General features: G+C 61.1%; 14 protein-coding genes. 6 read left to right on the top strand and 8 right to left on the bottom strand.

Annotation, left to right across the window (positions count from 1 at the left end; translation table 11 throughout):
• Window positions 1-61: 61 nt before the first annotated feature.
• The 6 genes from gltX to folC form a co-directional block, all read right to left on the bottom strand.
• Complete coding sequence (gene gltX / locus Cth01_RS19645) at window positions 62-1,471, bottom strand: glutamate--tRNA ligase (RefSeq protein ID WP_045840145.1); 1,410 nt, start codon at window positions 1,469-1,471, stop codon at window positions 62-64.
• 150 nt (window positions 1,472-1,621) lie between these two features.
• Window positions 1,622-2,833, bottom strand: a complete 1,212-nt coding sequence (locus tag Cth01_RS19640) for an O-succinylhomoserine sulfhydrylase (protein ID WP_003061097.1) — start codon at window positions 2,831-2,833, stop codon at window positions 1,622-1,624.
• Window positions 2,834-3,131: 298 nt separating this feature from the next.
• Window positions 3,132-4,640: an amidophosphoribosyltransferase gene (gene purF / locus Cth01_RS19635; protein ID WP_003061095.1), complete on the bottom strand. Its 1,509-nt coding sequence runs from the start codon at window positions 4,638-4,640 to the stop codon at window positions 3,132-3,134.
• Window positions 4,641-4,836: 196 nt separating this feature from the next.
• The gene (locus Cth01_RS19630; RefSeq protein WP_045840144.1) at window positions 4,837-5,334 is read right to left on the bottom strand and encodes a CvpA family protein; all 498 of its coding nucleotides are present in this window, start codon (window positions 5,332-5,334) and stop codon (window positions 4,837-4,839) included.
• A 28-nt stretch (window positions 5,335-5,362) separates the two neighbouring features.
• Window positions 5,363-6,313, bottom strand: coding sequence for an SPOR domain-containing protein (locus Cth01_RS19625; protein ID WP_045840143.1), 951 nt, complete (start codon window positions 6,311-6,313; stop codon window positions 5,363-5,365).
• A 58-nt stretch (window positions 6,314-6,371) separates the two neighbouring features.
• Window positions 6,372-7,697, bottom strand: a complete 1,326-nt coding sequence (gene folC, locus Cth01_RS19620) for a bifunctional tetrahydrofolate synthase/dihydrofolate synthase (protein ID WP_045840142.1) — start codon at window positions 7,695-7,697, stop codon at window positions 6,372-6,374.
• Between the two features lie 100 nt (window positions 7,698-7,797).
• Between folC and Cth01_RS19615 the strand changes: the two genes are divergently transcribed.
• The 4 genes from Cth01_RS19615 to argG all read left to right on the top strand — a co-directional run bounded on the left by Cth01_RS19615 (window position 7,798) and on the right by argG (window position 10,931).
• On the top strand, window positions 7,798-8,160 hold the full coding sequence (locus Cth01_RS19615; protein WP_034360488.1) for an ArsC family reductase: 363 nt from the start codon (window positions 7,798-7,800) through the stop codon (window positions 8,158-8,160).
• A gap of 125 nt (window positions 8,161-8,285) precedes the next feature.
• A complete protein-coding gene (locus tag Cth01_RS19610; protein WP_045840156.1) occupies window positions 8,286-9,020 on the top strand; it encodes a glycine zipper 2TM domain-containing protein in 735 nt (244 codons plus the stop codon).
• A 149-nt stretch (window positions 9,021-9,169) separates the two neighbouring features.
• Complete coding sequence (gene ppnP / locus Cth01_RS19605) at window positions 9,170-9,487, top strand: pyrimidine/purine nucleoside phosphorylase (protein ID WP_003057202.1); 318 nt, start codon at window positions 9,170-9,172, stop codon at window positions 9,485-9,487.
• A gap of 106 nt (window positions 9,488-9,593) precedes the next feature.
• Window positions 9,594-10,931, top strand: coding sequence for an argininosuccinate synthase (gene argG / locus Cth01_RS19600; RefSeq protein ID WP_045840141.1), 1,338 nt, complete (start codon window positions 9,594-9,596; stop codon window positions 10,929-10,931).
• A gap of 108 nt (window positions 10,932-11,039) precedes the next feature.
• On the opposite strand, the gene Cth01_RS19595 is transcribed toward argG, so the two are convergent.
• Entirely contained in the window at window positions 11,040-11,495 is a 456-nt protein-coding gene (locus tag Cth01_RS19595; protein WP_034360486.1) for a hypothetical protein, read from the bottom strand.
• 141 nt (window positions 11,496-11,636) lie between these two features.
• Window positions 11,637-13,631, bottom strand: coding sequence for an acetate--CoA ligase (gene acs / locus Cth01_RS19590; protein ID WP_045840140.1), 1,995 nt, complete (start codon window positions 13,629-13,631; stop codon window positions 11,637-11,639).
• Window positions 13,632-13,990: 359 nt separating this feature from the next.
• Here acs and Cth01_RS19585 point away from each other — a divergent pair, with 359 nt between their 5' ends.
• Window positions 13,991-14,629: a YqhA family protein gene (locus Cth01_RS19585; protein ID WP_012837574.1), complete on the top strand. Its 639-nt coding sequence runs from the start codon at window positions 13,991-13,993 to the stop codon at window positions 14,627-14,629.
• A 718-nt stretch (window positions 14,630-15,347) separates the two neighbouring features.
• Window positions 15,348-16,643, top strand: coding sequence for a glycine betaine/L-proline ABC transporter ATP-binding protein ProV (gene proV / locus Cth01_RS19580; RefSeq protein ID WP_139032104.1), 1,296 nt, complete (start codon window positions 15,348-15,350; stop codon window positions 16,641-16,643).

The following is a 16,643-nucleotide window of genomic DNA, read 5'->3' as shown; positions in this document are numbered from 1 at the left end:
CTCTGCAAGACAACCTTTTAATCAGTCGCGTTTTGCAGAGACTCGAATTATAGACAGGTTTTTAGCGATTTTTCAAACGCGCGATAACTTTTTCACGTCCGAGCAATTCCAGCACCGCATCGACCGAGGGAGTATGGGCCGTGCCCACGGTCAGAACACGTACGGGCATGGCCAGCACGGGCATCTTCACGCCCTGCGCCTTGAGCAGCTCCTTGATCGCAGCCGCAATGGCTTCCTTGGTCCATTCCACGTTTTCCACCACGGCCGCAAATGCATCCAGCACGGGGTTGGCCGCCTCGGTTACATGCTTGGCGTAGTCTTCCGCATTGCGCTCCACGCTGTCCACATAGAAGACCTTGGCCCAGTTGGCCAGATCCACCAAGGTCTCGCAACGGTCCTTGAACAAGGCAGCAATACGCACCAGACGGTCATCGGCATCGATCAGGCTCTCGGCCACACCCACCTTGACGACAAAAGGCTTGACCAACTGGGCCAGCTCGGCGTCGTCCATGGCCTTCAGATGCTGGGCATTGACCCAGCGCAGCTTGGCTTCGTCAAACTGGCCGGCACTGCGGCCCAGGTGATCCAGGTTGAACCACTCCAGGAACTGGGCGCGACTGAAAATTTCGTCGTCGCCATGGCTCCAGCCCAATCGGGCCAGATAGTTCACCATGGCATCGGGCAGATAGCCTTCATCTCGGTACTGGGTCACGGCCTTGGCACCGTTGCGCTTGCTCATCTTTTCACCTTGCTCGTTGAGCACGGTGGGCAGGTGGGCAAAGGTAGGCACGGCGGCACCCAGCGCTTCAAAGATGTGAATCTGGCGCGGCGTGTTGTTCACATGGTCGTCGCCACGGATGACATGGGTGATGTTCATGTCCATGTCGTCCACGCAGACGCAGAAGTTATACGTGGGCGTGCCGTCGGGTCGGGCAATCACCAGATCGTCTAGCTCGGAGTTCTGGAACTCGATACGGCCCTTGCACTTGTCGTCCCAGCCCACCACACCGGTTTGCGGAGTCTTGAAGCGCAGCACGGGCTTCACGCCTTCGGGAATCGCGGGCAGGACCTTGCCCTCCTCGGGACGCCATGTGCCGTCGTAGCGGGGCTTTTCCTTGGCAGCCATCTGCTTTTCACGCAGCGCGTCCAGTTCCTCCATGCTCATATAGCAGGGGTAGACATAGCCTTTTTCCTGCAAGGTCGCCAGCACCTGCTTGTAGCGATCCATGCGCTGCATCTGGTAGAACGGGCCTTCGTCATGGTCGAGCTGCAGCCACTCCATGCCTTCCAGGATCACGTCCACGGAAGCCTGAGTGGAGCGCTCCAGATCGGTGTCTTCGATGCGCAGCACGAAGTCACCGCCATTGGCGCGCGCAAAAGCCCAGGGGTAGAGGGCCGAGCGAATATTGCCCAGATGGATGAAGCCCGTGGGCGAAGGGGCAAAGCGGGTGCGAATTTTGTTGTTTGTCATATCAGAAATCCTTGTACGACATTCCCCGTGCCAAGGCTGCGGCGCTTGATACGCACGCAGTCTCGGCCAGAGATGCCGAGCAAGAGCCGCCTCGCAGCGCAGGCATAGTCCCCCAGGAAGGGGAAGGCACGAAGCGACTCAGGGAGTGTTTCACAGCGTATCCAGTCCGCGAGCCAGGTCGACCTTGAGGTCTTCCAGATGCTCAAGACCCACGGAAATACGAATCAGACCCTGGCCCACTCCGGCAGCCTGACGCTGGTCCTCGGTCAGACGACCATGCGAGGTGCTGGCCGGATGGGTGATGGTCGTCTTCACATCACCGAGGTTGGCCGTAATCGAGCACAGACGCGTGCTGTCCACGACATGGAAGGCATTGGCACGCAGTTGCTCGGCACCCTCGCCCACCACATCGAAGGCCAGCACCGCACCGCCCATGCCATTTTGCTGGCGCATGGCCAGCTCGTGCTGAGGATGGCTCTTGAGGCCCGGGTAGTACACACGCGCCACCTTGGGATGGGCTTCCAGCCAGGCGGCAAACTCCAGCGCTGCTGCGCTTTGCGCCTTGACGCGCAAAGCCAGGGTTTCCAGACCCTTCATCACCGTCCAGGCATTGTAGGGAGCGATGTTCAGACCGCCGCTGCGCAAGAAAGTGCCCATGACCTTGTCCACGAGGGCAATGGTGCCGCAAACCGCACCGGCCATGACGCGGCCTTGGCCGTCGAGGAACTTGGTGCCCGAGTGCACGACGAGGTCGGCGCCGAACTTCACGGGCTGCTGCAGCACGGGAGTGGCGAAGCTGTTGTCCACGGCCAGCAGCGCGTTGTTGGCGTGCGCCAGCTCGGCCAGTGCGGCGATGTCGCAGAGATCGGTCAGCGGGTTGGTGGGCGTCTCGGCAAACAACATGCGCGTGTTGGGCTTGATGGCCGCCTTCCAGGCTTCGATATCGGTCTGCGAGACAAACGTGGTTTCCACACCGAAGCGTGCCATTTCGGTTCCCAGCAGCTTGATGGTGGAGCCGAACATGGACTGCGAACAGATCACGTGATCGCCCGTCTTGAGCGCCGTCAGCGCCACCAGCAAGATGGCCGACATGCCGGTGGAGGTCGCGACCGCACATTCCGTACCTTCCATGGCCGCCAGACGCTTTTCAAAGCTGGTGACCGTGGGGTTGCCGGTGCGGCTGTAGGTGAAGCCCGGCTCTTCATTGGCAAAGCGGCGCGCTGCGGTCGCCGCATCGGGCTGCACAAAGCTGCTGGTCATGTACAGGGCTTCGCAATGCTCGCCCCACTGGCTGCGCTCGACCGCTTCGCGCACGGCCAGAGTTTCAGGATGCAAACCTTCGGGTAATGTCTTGTTGGTCACAATCGTCAAATCCAGATGGTTGGTACCGGTCATGAGTCCGCTGCAGACCGCAAATCAGGCCCGCACGCATGCTGCTCTACCAGCTTGACCGGCGGCACTCGCCGTGCCGGTCTTTGAATATGCCTTGCTCACATTCCAAAAAATCCGAGTCAAATCAGACTCAAACGCTTTATGGACATACGTCATGTGCTCACTATTAAAGAGCACACCGACCGCGCGGCTCTGCCATTGTCCTCCCGAATGAAAAGGGTTGCCTAAGCAACCCTTTCCGACTCGGTCATCCGCTGCGCTTTAACGCTCAGCTTTCCTGAGCATTGGGCAGAGAAAGGCGCGAAGTGTCTTCGCTCTCCTCTTCGCTGCCGCGGTTGCGGCCCTCGTTGAGCGCCGTCACCTCTTCATCGGAAATATCGCCAGTGATATAGATGCCGTCGAAACACGATGCCTCGAAACCGCTCACCTGGGCATTGATCTTGCCCACGGCCTGCTTCATGGCTTCCACGTCCTGATAGATCAGCGCATCGCAGCCGATGACCTGGCGAATTTCCTCGACCGTGCGGCCGTGAGCCACCAGCTCGGAACGCGTGGGCATGTCGATGCCATACACATTGGGGTGACGCACGGGAGGCGCAGCCGATGCCAGATACACCTTGTTGGCACCTGCATCGCGCGCCATCTGCACGATTTCCTTGGAGGTGGTGCCGCGCACGATGGAGTCATCGACCAACAGCACATTGCGGCCCTTGAACTCGCTGCTGATGGCGTTGAGCTTCTGGCGCACCGACTTCTTGCGAGCCCCCTGGCCCGGCATGATGAAGGTACGGCCCACATAGCGGTTCTTCACAAAACCTTCGCGATAGGGCTTGCCCAGCAACTGTGCCAGTTGCATGGCGCTGGGGCGGCTCGATTCGGGAATGGGAATCACCGCATCGATTTCATTGGGCGGCACCATGGAGATCACGCGCTTGGCCAGCGTCTCACCCATGTTCAGACGAGCCTGATAGACCGAAATGCCATCCATGGTGGAGTCGGGACGTGCCAGATACACATACTCGAACACGCAGGGATTGAGCTGGGTCTTTTCAGCGCATTGCTGGCTCTCGACGCGACCGTCGTTGTGGACGAAGATCGCTTCGCCGGGAGCAATGTCGCGCTCGAACTGATGGGTTGTACCTTCCAGCGCCACGGACTCGCTGGCCAGCATGATGGTGCCATCATTGCCGCGGCCCATGCACAGCGGACGAATGCCAAAGGGATCGCGGAAGGCCAGCAGGCCGTAGCCGGCGATCAGCGCGATCACGGCGTAAGAGCCCTTGATGCGCTTGTGCACCGCACGCACGGCCTTGAAGATTTCCTCGCTCTGCAGCGGAGCGCCGCTGGAGGCGCGACCGATCTCGTGCGCCAGCACGTTGAGCAGGACCTCGGAGTCGCTTTCGGTGTTGGTGTGGCGATGGTCGGTGTCCGCCAGTTCGCGGCGCAGTTGCTTGGCGTTGGTGAGGTTGCCGTTGTGCACCATGACGATGCCGAAGGGCGCATTCACGTAGAAGGGCTGAGCCTCTTCCTCGCTGGAGGCATTGCCCGCCGTGGGATAACGCACTTGACCCAGCCCCACATCACCGGGCAGAGCACGCATATTGCGGGTGCGGAACACATCCTTCACCATGCCCTTGGCCTTGTGCATGAAGAACTTGCGTTCCTGCTGGGTCACGATGCCGGCTGCATCCTGCCCACGGTGCTGCAGCAGCAGCAAAGCGTCATAAATCAGCTGATTCACGGGTGTGGTGCTCACCACACCAACGATTCCACACATAGTTGCGTTCCATCTGTTCGCGAAAGTCGCCCTTCGCCACACTCGCCTGCTTCGCCACCCATTGGCTAGCCTGCGCTTTGATATCCGGCATGGCGGATCACGCCAACACCAAACTCTCGTCGGCACCCACTGCGTTTTACAGCAAGCGCCTTAGCCACTTTCAACCCTTAGGTAAATTGCGGCAAAAAACTTCGCTTCAAGAGGATGCCTTGGGCAGATACTGCCCCCACTCCTCTGGCAGAGCCGGCAGCACCCAGCCCAGCGCCTCGGTCAACCAGGGCGCCAGCACCGAGTCCTGCCACCACAAAGCCTTGTGCAGCGGCGTGTACTGGATCACCAGAGCCAGCACCAGCAGCAGCAGGCCACCACGCAAGACACCGAACAATGCGCCCAGGGTGCGATCCACAGGTCTCAGACCCACGGCCTCAATCAACTGCTTGGACAGCCAGGAGATCACTCCCCAGGCAAACATGGATCCCACCAGCAGCAGCACAAAGCCCGCCGCATAACGCAGTTGCATGTCCCAACCATCCAGCGGCAGCCATACCGCCACCTCTTGCGCCCAGGTCCGCGCGACCATGAAGGCCACCAGCCAGCCCAGCAAGGACAGGACTTCATAGAGCAGACCGCGCCAGGCCCCCAGCAACAAGGAGCCCAGCACAACGACCACAAAAATCCAGTCCAGTGTGCTCATCAATCAAACCGTTGCCGGAAAACCGGTCTCAAGCCTTGAACACCGATGCCGGCAAGCCCAGGGCCTTGGCCCTGGCGGCAGCCTTCTCGGCTTCTTCGCGGCTCTTGAAAGGCCCCATGCGAACACGTGTGCGCTTGCCGTCCTTGGTATCCACGGTCTGGGTAAAGGCTCCGGCACCCAGCTTGCCCTTGATTTCGTTGGCCTTGCCGACTTCGGCAAAGGCACCGATCTGAACGATAAAGCGCTCGTTAGTCGCTGCAGCCTCCTTGACCGGTGCCGCTTCCGAGGTACTGCGCCCCTCCAGCAGTGCACGGGCACGAGCGGCCTCATCCACCTTGGGCGTGTCCGGCTTGTGCTTGGGCTCGGGTTTGGCTTCCGGCTTCTTGACCTCAGGTTTGACCTCGGCCTTGGGCTTTTCAGGCTTCGGTTCCGGCTTGCGCTCTGGCTTTACTTCCGGCTTGGGCTCCGGCTTGGGCTGAGGTTTGACCTCTGGTTTGGGCTCGGGCTTGACCTGAGATGCCACCGCAGCGGCAGTTCCGACGGCAGCCGCAGTGACCGCAGCCCCGACCACCGGCGCAGCAGGCACCACAGCGGCCGCCGCAGGAGCTGCAGGCCTGGCCGAGGGGGCAAGCACTTCTTCGCCATCATCCAGAGAAGCATTGGCAGCAACACGCCCTGACGGTGCAGCCGTCTGGCTCGCCACCTGGGTGCCAGGCACGACCTCGGGAGCTGAGTTGGCCTGATCGGGAATTTCAATCGGAATATTGACCGGAATGGGACGTGGCTGCGTATCGAACAGCAGCGGGAAGCCCACCACACCGATCAGCACCAACACGGCCGCCCCGATGAGGCGATGACGTGCGCGGCGGCGCATGGCTTCCACGCTTTCGCCCTGGGCCAAGCGGCTGGGGCGCTTGGCTCCGGCCACGGACTCGGCTTCGTCTTTTTTGCCAGGCCAACGGAAATTGAAAAATGCCATGAGTGAGGACTTGTTGAGGCCTGCCACCTGACAAAAGCCGGGGCGGCAGGCCGCTGACTCAGTGAGCCAGGTGTTTGGCGTTCAGACGAGGCGTGCCGTTTTGCAACACTCCGCCCACGGTGAAGAACGATCCAAAGACCACGATTCTATCAGCCGCCTCCGTTGCCGCGACTGCGGCATCCAGGGCCTGCTGGGGATTGGCAAAGGTCTGCATGCTCACATCTTTGCGGATCACGCCCTGGGCCTGCAACTGCTGCAGCTTGGCCTTGAGGTTTTCTGCAGAATCCGCACGCGGCGTGGGCAGGTCGGTAAAGTACCAGCGATCGACCAGCGGCCCCACCTTGGTGAGCATGGGCTCCCAGTCCTTGTCGGCCATGGCACCGAATACAGCATGCGTAGTCGGGAAGTAGCCCATGGCATCGAGATTCGCCGTGAGTGCCGCCACCGAATGCGGGTTATGCGCCACATCCAGCACCAGCGTGGGCTGACCGGGAACGATCTGGAAGCGACCGGGCAGCTCCACCATGGACAAGCCCGTGCGCACGGCCTGTGCCGTCACCGGCAGCTTGCCGCGAATGGCCTCATAGGCGGCCAGCACGCCGGAAGCATTCATCAACTGATTGGCTCCGCGCAGCGCCGGATAGGCCAGCCCCGCATAGCGGCGGCCACGGCCGGCCCAGCCCCATTGCTGCTTGTCGCCGTCGTAGTTGAAATCCTTTCCGAAGCGCCAGAGGTCGGCACCGGTTTCGGTCGCATGGTCGATCACGCTTTGCGGCGGCACGGGGTCGCTGACGATGACGGGACGACCGGCACGCATGATGCCGGCCTTTTCGCGGCCAATGCTTTCGCGATCGGGGCCCAACAGTTCCATGTGATCGAGATCGATGCTGGTGATGATGGCGCAGTCGGCATCGATGATATTGGTGGCATCGAGCCGGCCTCCCAGACCCACCTCCAGAATCGCCACATCCAGCCTGGACAGGCTCATCAGGCGCAATATTGCCAGCGTGGTGAACTCGAAGTAAGTGAGTGCAACCTCTTGTCCGTCCTTCACCCTGGCCTGCTCCACCGCCTCGAAATGCGGTATCAGCTCCTCGGCCTTGACGATCTCGCCGCCCACACGGCAGCGCTCTTCAAAGTGAACCAGATGCGGCGAGGTATAGACACCGGGGCGATAGCCGGACTGCAGGGCCACGGCCTCCAGCATGGCACAGGTCGAACCCTTGCCATTGGTGCCGGCCACCGTGATGACGGGGCAGTCAAATTGCAGGCCCATGCGCTGTGCGACTTCACGCACGCGATCCAGACCCAGGGCGATGTTCTGGGGATGCAGGCGCTCGCAATAAGCCAGCCAGGCATCCAAGGTGGGAAATATGGTGTGCATACTGGGCGCTATTGTCGCCCACTGTCAGAGGCCCTATGGCTGCCGGCACTTGGCAAATGCGTTACATCTGACTCCAACAGTTTCACAGCTACCGAACACCATGAGCAAGATCACCACCGTCTACGGCATCCCCAATTGCGACACCGTCAAGAAAGCACGCAGCTGGCTCAGTGAGCAAGGTATTACTTACGAATTCCACGACTTCAAGAAACAAGGCGTTCCCGCCGAGCGTCTGCCCCAGTGGATGCAGGCTCTGGGCTGGGAAAAGCTGCTCAACCGCCAGGGCACGACCTGGCGCAAGCTCGATGACGCGACAAAGGCCTCTGCCGTGGATGCGCCCAGTGCCGCCGCCGTGATGCAGGAGCACGCCAGCACCATCAAGCGACCCGTGGTGGAATGGGCCGACGGGAAAATCACCGTTGGTTTCAAGGCCGATGAATGGGATACGCTGCAAAACACATAAGCAACCGCTCACATTTACACATGGCTTTACCTAGTTTTACGGTGCCGAGTGCTTGAATTTACGCAGATCCCCTAAACTTTTTGGTGATCTGATGCGTTAAAGCTTCAGAGACAGGAGAGATGTTGATGAAAACTCTGGCAGTTTTGACTTTGACCGCCGTGGCCGCCACCGGGGCCTATGCCCAGGAGCGCGGCCGCGTGCTGTCCTCGACCCCCATCACCCAGCAGGTCGCCGTGCCACAGCAGGTCTGCAGCGACCAGCCGGTGGCGGTCGCACCTCGCCCCACCGGTGCGGGTGCCGTGGTCGGAGCCATTGCCGGCGGCCTGATCGGCAATGCCATCGGTGGCGGCGGCGGCCGTGCAGCAGCCACGGCAGCCGGCGTGGTCGGCGGTGCCATGCTGGGCAATCAGGCCGAAGCCTCCGGCCCGGTGCAGTACCAGAACATGCGCCAGTGCAGCACGCAGACCTTCTACCAGAACCGTACCGTGGGCTACAACGTGACCTATGAGTACAACGGTCGCAACTACACCACGCAGACCGCCAACCCGCCCGGCCAATGGATTGCGCTGAATGTGCAGCCCATGGCCAACGACCCGGTCTACAGCAACGACGGCTACTACAGCACCCAGACGCCTCCCCAGGGCGCCTACAGCACCAGCTATCCGCAGAACTACGACAGCGGCTATTACGCCCCTCAGCCCGTGGCGCCCACCTACTCGGCGTCTGACTATGTGGCGCCGCTGCTGATTGGCGCAGCCATTGGTGCGGGGGCCTATTACGCCACCCGCCCCCATTACTACCGCCCTGGCTACCGTCCGGGCTGGCACGGCGGCCACGGCGGCCATGGCTGGCGCCGCTGACCCAAGCCGATCCGGCCTTGCAGGCCGCTCAGGAGCCCCGTCACGGGGCTCTTGTTTTTCCTGCCTTTGCCTGGCATTCGCACAGGTGCAAATCCCGTGGCCTAAAATCAATGCTTTTGATCTTCGACCACGCACAGCGTACTTCTTCCATGACCACCGAAACCATCGCAGGCGTCAGCCTCACCACCAAGGCCAATGTTTACTTTGACGGCAAGTGCGTCAGCCACAGCTTCACGCTGGCCGACGGCACCAAGAAGTCGGTGGGCGTGGTGCTGCCTGCAACGCTGACCTTTGGCACCGCAGCCGCAGAAATCATGGAATGCGTGGGCGGCTCCTGCGAATACAAGCTCGACGGTAGCGACGAGTGGAAGAAGTCCTCGGCCGGCGAGAGCTTCCAGATTCCCGCGAACTCAAAGTTCGACATCCGCGTGACCGAGGCTTACCACTACATCTGCCACTACGCGTAATCCGCGCCTGGCCCGGCTTCGGGCCAGACCCGAGAATTTCAAGCCTTTCCAGCCCCAATCGCTTACCCATCAAGCGCTTGCAGCTATCACTTTGAAGAGAAATCTCATGGAAACCATTCTGCAACATGTTCCCGTCGGCCAGAAGGTCGGCATCGCCTTCTCCGGCGGCCTGGACACTTCTGCCGCTCTGCGCTGGATGAAGAACAAGGGTGCCCTGCCCTACGCCTACACGGCCAACCTGGGTCAGCCCGACGAAGCCGATTACGACGAAATCCCCCGCAAGGCGATGGAATATGGCGCAGAAAAGGCCCGTCTGATCGACTGCCGTCCCCAGCTGGCAAACGAAGGCATTGCCGCCATCCAGTCCAGCGCCTTCCACATTTCCACCGGCGGCATCACCTACTTCAACACCACGCCCCTGGGCCGTGCCGTGACCGGCACCATGCTGGTGGCTGCCATGAAGGAAGACGACGTCAACATCTGGGGTGACGGTTCGACCTTCAAGGGCAACGACATCGAACGCTTCTACCGCTACGGCCTGCTCACCAACCCCGCGCTGAAGATCTACAAGCCCTGGCTGGACAGCAACTTCATCGACGAGCTGGGCGGCCGTGCAGAAATGTCGGCCTTCATGACCAAGGAAGGTTTCGGCTACAAGATGTCGGCCGAGAAGGCCTACTCCACCGACTCCAACATGCTGGGCGCCACCCATGAAGCCAAGGATCTGGAGTTCCTGAACTCCGGCATCCGCATCGTGAACCCCATCATGGGCGTGGCTTTCTGGAAGCCAGAAGTCGAAGTCAAGGCAGAAGAAGTCTCGATCACCTTCGAAGAAGGCCGTCCCGTGGCCATCAACGGCAAGGAATACACCGATGCCGTGGAAGTCTTCCTGGAGCTGAACCGCATCGGCGGCCGCCACGGCCTGGGCATGAGCGACCAGATCGAAAACCGCATCATCGAAGCCAAGAGCCGCGGCATCTACGAAGCCCCCGGCATGGCCCTGCTGCACATTGCCTACGAACGTCTGGTGACCGGCATCCACAACGAAGACACCATCGAGCAGTACCGCATCAATGGCCTGCGCCTGGGCCGTCTGCTGTACCAGGGCCGCTGGTTCGACCCCCAGGCCATCATGCTGCGCGAATCCTCGCAGCGCTGGGTGGCCCGCGCCGTGACCGGCACCGTGACGCTGGAACTGCGCCGCGGCAACGACTACTCCATCCTGAACACCGAGTCGCCCAACCTGACCTACGCTCCCGAGCGTCTGTCCATGGAAAAGGTCGAAGATGCGCCTTTCAGCCCCATCGACCGCATCGGCCAGCTGACCATGCGCAACCTGGACCTGATCGACACCCGCGCCAAGCTGGCCATCTACTCGCAAGCCGGCCTGCTGAGCGTGAGCAGCGCCAACGCCCTGCCACAGCTGGGCAACGACAAGAAGTAATTCGGTTCGCCTGCGCGAAAAAGCCGCTGCACTGCAGCGGCTTTTTTCATGCCGAATACGCCTCAATCGCTTGCAGGCAAATCGATTGAAGCTATCAGTATTGAGGCATCAGCGATTGATCTGATGCACCTGCTGCTCCAGCTGCCCCACATAGGCGGCCGTGCTGTTGTCCGACTCCTGGGCACGCTGCACCAGATGTGCCTCCAGCACATCAAGCCGGGCCATCACCTCTTCCTTGTCCCTGGCATGCAGTGCTTCCAGCACACCGCGCAGCTCGGTGAAGCGCGAAGCCTCGGCCTTGTCGGCCAGATCGCGCTGGGCCTGCATCTCCTTGGCGTGACGGCGTGCCTCCAGCAGCACCGAGCCCTGCATCCACAGCACATAGGCGATGAAAAACACGCTCAGCAAAATCGTCAGCGCCAGCATGAGCACGCCCAGCGGTGCCTGGATTTCGGTCACGCCCAGCGAAACTGCGGCAGGGGCCGACAGCGCCGTCCAGTTGAAGGCGGCCAATACGGCAATCAGGGCCACGATGATGGCAATGCAGATGGTGCGAAAGTTCATGCTCTTCTCCTTGTACTCCGGGATGCCTTGTTTTAACCCAAGATCGCATCGGCTTGCGTCAGCAAGCGCCAGAAATGACAAAGCCGCTGTTGCCAGCGGCCCTGTCGTCATGATGCGTTCAGATCAGCGGCATGCGCCGGCTCAATTGGTCTCCGACAATTGCTCGAGGATCGCGGGATTCTCCAGAGTGCTGGTGTCCTGGGTAATCGCTTCTCCCTTGGCCAGCGAGCGCAGCAGGCGGCGCATGATCTTGCCGCTGCGGGTCTTGGGCAGGTTGTCGCCGAAGCGGATGTCCTTGGGCTTGGCAATCGGGCCGATCTCCTTGGCCACCCAGTTGCGCAGCTCGGTCGCAATCTGCCTGGCCTCTTCGCCCGTGGGCTTGCCGCGCTTGAGCACCACAAAGGCGCAGATGGCTTCGCCGGTCAGGTCGTCGGGACGGCCGACCACGGCGGCCTCGGCCACCAGATCGGTCTTGGCCACCAGGGCCGACTCGATTTCCATGGTGCCCATGCGGTGGCCCGAGACGTTGAGCACATCGTCGATACGGCCCGTGATGCGGAAATAGCCGCGGTCTTCGCTGCGCACGGCACCGTCGCCAGCCAGGTAGTAGCCCTTGAGCTCGTCGGGGAAGTAGCTCTTCTTGAAGCGCTCAGGGTCGCCCCAGATGGTGCGAATCATCGAAGGCCAGGGATTTTTCACCACCAGGATGCCGCCGGCGCCATTGGGGATCTCGTTGCCGGCCTCATCGACGATGGCAGCCGTGATGCCGGGCAGAGGCAGGGTGCAGGAGCCGGGCACCAGAGGCGTGGCACCGGGCAGCGGCGTGATCATGTGGCCGCCGTTCTCGGTCTGCCAGAAGGTGTCCACGATGGGGCAGCGCTCGCCGCCCACATGCTTGTGATACCACATCCAGGCCTCGGGATTGATGGGCTCGCCCACCGAGCCCAGCAGACGCAGGCTGGACAGATTCCAGTTCTTCGGGTGGACGCTGGGGTCGGAGTCCGCGGCCTTGATCAGCGAGCGGATGGCCGTGGGTGCCGTGTAGAAGATGCTGCACTGGTGGCGCTCTATCATCTGCCAGAAACGGCCCGCATTGGGGAAAGTCGGCACGCCTTCGAAGACGATCTGCGTGGCACCGGCCGCCAGCGGGCCATAGGCCACATAGCTGTGGCCGGTGATCCAGCCGATATCGGCCGTGCACCAGAAGACATCGCTGTCCCTGACATCAAAGGTCCACTCGAAAGTCTGCTTGGCCCACAGCACATAGCCGCCGGTGGCATGCTGCACGCCCTTGGGCTTGCCAGTGGAGCCACTGGTGTAGAGGATGAAGAGCGGGTGCTCGGCATTGACAGGCACGGCTTCGCACTCGGTGGATTGACCTGCCAGCGCATCGGTGAAGCTGATGTCGCGGCCCGCGACCATATTGCAGGCAGTGGCCGTGCGCTCGTAGACCAGCACGCTCTTGACGGCTTCGCAGCCGCCCAGCGCAATCGCGTCATCGACGATGGCTTTGAGCGGCAGCTCCTTGCCGCCGCGCATCTGGTAGTTGGAGGTGACGACCAGACTGGCGCCCACGTCCACGATGCGCTCCTGCACGGCCTTGGCCGAGAAGCCGCCGAACACCACGGAATGTGTCGCACCGATGCGTGCACAGGCCTGCATGGCCACCACGCCCTCGATGGTCATGGGCATGTAGATCAGCACACGATCGCCCTTTTGCACGCCGCGCGCCTTGAGCGCATTGGCGAACTGGCTCACGCGGGCGAGCAACTCTTTGTAAGTAACCTTGGTGACCTCGCCGCCGTCGGCTTCAAAGATGATGGCCGTCTTGTTCTCCACGGGCGTGCCCATGTGCTTGTCCAGACAGTTGGCGCTGGCGTTGAGCTCGCCGTCGGCAAACCATTTGTAGAACGGCGGGTTGCTCTGGTCCAGCACCTGGGTGAAGGGCTTGGTCCACTTCACGTTCTCGCGGGCCAGCCGTGCCCAATAGCCTTCATAGTCACGTTCGGCTTCGTCGCACAAGGCCTGGTACTGCGCCATGCCCGAGATGCGGGCCTTGGCGGCGAAATCCGCCGGGGGCGGGAACACTCGGTTTTCCACCAGCACGGATTCGATGGTTGATGTCGCAGCGCTCATCGTTTTGTCTCCTGATGCATAAGCAATGAAATAATTGTGGGTGTACTGTCAAGGCTCGGTCTTACACCCCACTGACTGAAATTGACAAGCGGCTTTTGCGTGCCGTCAAATCTGTCATTCGCTCCCATTTTTGCAGCAGAAAGTGCCTGCTTGGTGTTGATTTGCTTGCACTTTTTTCAAAACACCCTGGAACAAACCCTTAGAATCGCGCACCTGCTGCTGCAGAGGCCAGGGCCCACATTACGGCCTGCTCTCGAAGGCGCAGGCAGTCCGGGACGCGGCCCCAGCAAAACCAGTCTTACAAGGTGGCGGCATCCCGTTGCCCACCCATCGCATCCAGTCCGCCCCGAGCACACATCATGAGCCGCACCCCTTCCGACGAAGCAGGCAACTCCACCCACCACACGCCGCATGGCGGCTTCCAGCCCTCTGGCGCATTGCGCCCACTGCCCTCGCTGATCTTTGCCAGCCGCTGGCTGCAGTTGCCGCTGTACCTGGGTCTGATTGCCGCCCAAGGTGTCTATGTCTGGCATTTTCTGCTGGAGCTCTGGCATCTGGTGGAGGCGGTCTTCGGCAATCAGGAAGCCCTGCATGCCCTGATCACCAATATTGGCTACAAAAGCGATGTCCAGATCACCCATCTGAACGAAACCATCATCATGCTGGTGGTACTGGCCTTGATCGATGTGGTCATGATCTCCAACCTGCTGATCATGGTCATCGTGGGTGGCTACGAAACCTTTGTCAGCCGCATGGGCCTGGAATCCCACCCCGACCAGCCCGAGTGGCTGAGCCATGTGAATGCCTCGGTACTCAAGGTCAAGCTGGCGCTGTCCATCATCGGCATCAGCTCCATCCACCTGCTCAAGAGCTTTATCAACGCCGGCAGCTATGAAGTGCAGGTGCTGATGTGGCAGACCATCATCCACGTGGTCTTCCTGCTCAGCGCCCTGGCCATTGCGCTGACCGACAAACTCACCCAAAGCGCTCATCATTGAGACAGCACGTCCTCCCCAAAAAGCCCCGCATGGTTGACCATGAAGGGGCTTTTTTCATGCCCGTGGCAGCGGCAAAACGCGTCAAAAGCTGACAACCGGCAAAAAAAGCCCTCGATAAGCTGCCACGCCTTATCTATCAAGCACTTGCGCCTCCTGTTTTTGCGTATGCAAATGTTTCAATGGCGCGATTTCCGGCGGATGCGGGCGGCAAAGCTTACAGTTTGATTTGACGCATAAAACCCAATTCGATATATTAAAAAGTCATTTACAACCTGCCGTGCAGGTCGTCACCGCATTGTTGAGATGCGGTTGACTCACTTCCCGGCGGATCGTTGTGTCAATTCATGAGCGCTTGCCGCTCTTTGGCGCAGCCCCGTCAACCGGGCCGAAACACGGCCCTGATGTAGGGGGCTCTCCCCGGCCGATATTGCCGGGGTTGGCCTGACAAGAAGCCGTGCAGACGCGTGCCAGTCGGTACCCGCTCTGCCAGCCAGCTGCTTCTTCCAATTTGCCAGCTCTTGCGCACACCTGGATGTGCCATCCGGGCTGAAAACTCGGCGCCATCGCTGCGCCATCTGCATTGCGCAGCCCTGTCCACAAGGCCGGGCTGAGCTGCGGCATCAGGGCTTTTATTTTGGCTTGTGCGCCAGCGCCCACCGGCATTGCCGGCTGTGGGCGCTGGACTGTGTTCCATCTCATCAAAAAGGAGAACGCCACAGTGGCCAAGCAAATCGCTATCGATCATGTCTTCAAGGTCTTCGGCAACGATCCGAAAACCGCGCTCAACCTGGTGAAACAGGGCCGAAGCAAGCAGGAGATCCTCGCCCAGACCGGGCAATCCATCGGCGTGTTCGACGCCGACTTCACCATCGAGGCCGGTGAAATCTTTGTGGTCATGGGCCTGTCGGGCTCGGGCAAGTCCACCCTGGTGCGCATGCTCAATCGCCTGATCGAGCCCACCAGCGGCCGCATCCTGGTCGACGGCCAGGACATCAATACGCTCAATGACAAGGAACTGCGCGCACTGCGCCGCAAGGACATCTCCATGGTGTTCCAGTCCTTTGCCCTCATGCCCCACCTCACGGTGCTGGACAACACGGCCTTTGGTCTGGAGCTGGCCGGCGTGGACCGCGCCACACGCCAGCAGCAGGCGCAGGATGCCCTGGAGCAGGTAGGCCTAGGTGCCTGGGGCGCCTGCTATCCAGACGAGCTCTCCGGCGGCATGCAGCAGCGCGTGGGCCTGGCCCGCGCGCTGGCCTCCGACCCGTCCATTTTGCTGATGGACGAGGCCTTCTCCGCGCTGGACCCCATCATCCGCACCGAGATGCAGTCCGAACTGTTGCGTCTGCAGGAAATCAAGCGCCGTACCATCGTCTTCATCTCTCACGATCTGGACGAAGCCATGCGCATTGGCGACCGCATCGCCATCATGAAGGACGGCATGGTCCAGCAGGTCGGCACACCCGACGAGATTCTGCGCAATCCGGCCAACGACTATGTGCGCACCTTCATTCAGGGTGTGGATGCGGCAGCCGTGTTCAAGGCCTCCGACATCGCTCGTCAGGCGCTGACCGTGATTTCAGAGCACAGCGACCGCGGTTGCCGCGCCGCGCTTCGCCTGCTGGAGGACTCCGACCGCGATTACGCCTATGTGCTCAATGCACGCAAACGCTTTCTGGGCGTGGTCTCGTCGCAGTCGCTGCGCGATGCGCTGCACGGCCACGAGGGAATGCTGGGCCTCAAGCACGCCTTTATCTCCGATGTGCAGCCCATCGCCAGCAGCACGCCGGTGGCCGAACTGTTCGGCACCGTGGCCACTCCAGCCTACCCGCTGCCTGTGGTGGATGAAGAGGGCAAATACCTGGGCGTTATCAGCCGCACCACCATGCTCAAGTTCCTGGATCGTGCCACCCCGCCGGTGCCGCCACCTCAGAAGGAAATTCCGCCCATCAAGCTGGATCAGCACTTCCAGCCCAAGCCCAACACGCAAGCTGCCCAGCACGCTGCGCATTAA

Origin of the sequence: Comamonas thiooxydans (genome assembly GCF_000964545.1) — a bacterium.
Classification (GTDB): Bacteria; Pseudomonadota; Gammaproteobacteria; order Burkholderiales; family Burkholderiaceae_C; genus Comamonas; species Comamonas thiooxydans.
The sequence above is the reverse complement of the archived record's forward strand: the minus strand, read 5'-3'. Positions and strand labels throughout refer to the sequence as shown.

Bases quoted from the DNA above. Each gene is read 5' to 3' on its own strand.
- gltX (WP_045840145.1), bottom strand. From the start codon at position 1,471: ATGACAAACAACAAAATTCGCACCCGCTTTGCCCCTTCGCCCACGGGC.
- purF (WP_003061095.1), bottom strand. From the start codon at position 4,640: ATGTGTGGAATCGTTGGTGTGGTGAGCACCACACCCGTGAATCAGCTG.
- Cth01_RS19630 (WP_045840144.1), bottom strand. From the start codon at position 5,334: ATGAGCACACTGGACTGGATTTTTGTGGTCGTTGTGCTGGGCTCCTTG.
- Cth01_RS19625 (WP_045840143.1), bottom strand. From the start codon at position 6,313: ATGGCATTTTTCAATTTCCGTTGGCCTGGCAAAAAAGACGAAGCCGAG.
- folC (WP_045840142.1), bottom strand. From the start codon at position 7,697: ATGCACACCATATTTCCCACCTTGGATGCCTGGCTGGCTTATTGCGAG.
- Cth01_RS19615 (WP_034360488.1), top strand. From the start codon at position 7,798: ATGAGCAAGATCACCACCGTCTACGGCATCCCCAATTGCGACACCGTC.
- Cth01_RS19610 (WP_045840156.1), top strand. From the start codon at position 8,286: ATGAAAACTCTGGCAGTTTTGACTTTGACCGCCGTGGCCGCCACCGGG.
- ppnP (WP_003057202.1), top strand. From the start codon at position 9,170: ATGACCACCGAAACCATCGCAGGCGTCAGCCTCACCACCAAGGCCAAT.
- argG (WP_045840141.1), top strand. From the start codon at position 9,594: ATGGAAACCATTCTGCAACATGTTCCCGTCGGCCAGAAGGTCGGCATC.
- Cth01_RS19595 (WP_034360486.1), bottom strand. From the start codon at position 11,495: ATGAACTTTCGCACCATCTGCATTGCCATCATCGTGGCCCTGATTGCC.
- acs (WP_045840140.1), bottom strand. From the start codon at position 13,631: ATGAGCGCTGCGACATCAACCATCGAATCCGTGCTGGTGGAAAACCGA.
- Cth01_RS19585 (WP_012837574.1), top strand. From the start codon at position 13,991: ATGAGCCGCACCCCTTCCGACGAAGCAGGCAACTCCACCCACCACACG.